This is a genomic window from Streptomyces bambusae (assembly GCF_019400985.1).
In the GTDB taxonomy this organism is placed as follows: domain Bacteria; phylum Actinomycetota; class Actinomycetes; order Streptomycetales; family Streptomycetaceae; genus Streptomyces; species Streptomyces bambusae_A.
Window position 1 is genome coordinate 1 of record NZ_WTFF01000619.1, and the last position, 1,573, is coordinate 1,573.

The 1,573-nt window shown below is 77.6% G+C and carries 1 protein-coding gene and 1 pseudogene; both read right to left on the reverse strand.

Annotation, left to right across the window (positions count from 1 at the left end):
• Positions 1-419, reverse strand: a pseudogene (locus tag GPJ59_RS36090) (hypothetical protein); the annotation flags it as partial.
• The coding region (locus tag GPJ59_RS36095) for a glycosyltransferase (RefSeq protein WP_219672338.1) at positions 416-1,573 on the reverse strand (1,158 nt) is incomplete at its 5' end. The gene GPJ59_RS36095 and the pseudogene GPJ59_RS36090, both read right to left, overlap by 4 nt.

A 1,573-nucleotide genomic window follows, 5' to 3' on the forward strand; every position in this document is an offset into this window, starting at 1 on the left:
GCCGAACCGGGTGCGTCGACGCCGAACGCCCCAGCCGTCCCGGGGGCGGCCGCGGTGCCCGGGGGCGCCGGTTCGCGGCGCGGGGAGCGTGCGTACAGCTCCTCGGCCAGCGAGAAGACGTCGCGATGGCGGAACCGGGCGGCCGTGCGGTCGGTGATGCCGTGGGCCTCCAGCCCGGCGGCGATCTCCAGCGGGTCGACGGCCCGCTCGCACAGCTCCCGGTGCCGGTGCAGCAGCGACTTCACCGGGTCCCCGGCGGCCCGCCGCCGTACGGGCGGCCGGGGCTGCTGCGGCTCGGGCGCCGACGGCTGCTGCGGCTCGGGTGGCTGCGCCGGCGCGGGTTCCGGCCGGGTCCGCGCCTGTGCCTGTGCGTGAGTCTCTGCGCGCGCCTGCGCCTGTGCCTGCGGTTCCGTGGTCATACGGCGGCCTCCGGGGTCGCGGCCCAGGTCGGTGTGGTCCAGTGGCCCGGCACCCTGGCCTCCGGGGGCGAGGCGAACGGGGTCGGCGCGGGGGCCGGGGCGGGCGCGCGGTGGGCGACGAGCTGGAGGTAGATCTCGCGGAAGGCCGCGACCGTCTGCTCCACCGTGAAGAGTTCGAGGGCGCGGGCCCGAGCCGCGGCGCCGAGCCGCTGGGCGCGTTCCGGGTCCTTCAGCAGGGCCAGGCAGGCCTCGGCCAGGGCGCGCGGGTTGCGCGGCGGGACGACCAGCCCGGTGCCGCCGATGACCTCGCACACCGCGCCGACGTCCGTGGAGACCGTGGCCCGGCCGCACAGCATCGCCTCGACCAGGCCCACCGGGAAGCCCTCAACGACGGAGGAGCTGACGGTGATCCACCCGGTCCCGTAGGCGTCGGCGAGGGACGGGGCCTCCGGCCCACCGATCTCCTCGAAGGTGACGGGGCTCTCCCCCGCGGTCACCACGTCGGCGGCCTCGTCGGGGAAGAGCTGCGCGGCGAGCGACCGGCAGTCCGCCCGGTAGGCGGGGGTCGCCCCCGTGGTGAAGAGGCGCAGCCGGGTGTGCGGGCGCTCCTTGCGGATCTCCGCGAAGGCATGGAGCAGGCCGATCAGGTCCCTGGCCGGCTCCATCCGGCCGACCCACACCAGCGTGTCGGGGTCGCCCTGGTCGGCGGCCTCGCCGACGGTGGCGAATCGGTCCGCCTCCATCCCCGGGTACACCGTCCGCAGCCGCTCGCGGGGCGCCCCGCACCGCTCCTGCCAGCGCCGGGCGTGCGCGTTCCCGGGGGTGAGCAGGTCGGCCTCGCGGTACAGCTCGGCCGCCAGCCGCAGGTGGAAGCCGGCGCGCAGGGCCCGTACAGCGAGGGGGGCGTCGGGCTGCTCCAGGTAGCGCGCGCGGAGCTGGACGCCGTACTCGGTGACCACCAGCGGGACCCCGAAGAAGCGTTTGGCCAGCAGTCCGGGCAGGGCCACGGTGCCCCCGGCCGCGGCGTGGCAGACGTCGGCGCCGGCGAGTTCCTCGCACCGGCCCGGGGCCAGCGGGCGCAGCGCCCGCTCCAGCTCCGCCGTGAAGGCGAGCAGGTCCGGGACGCGGGCCCCGGCCACGGTGCGGCTCGCGCC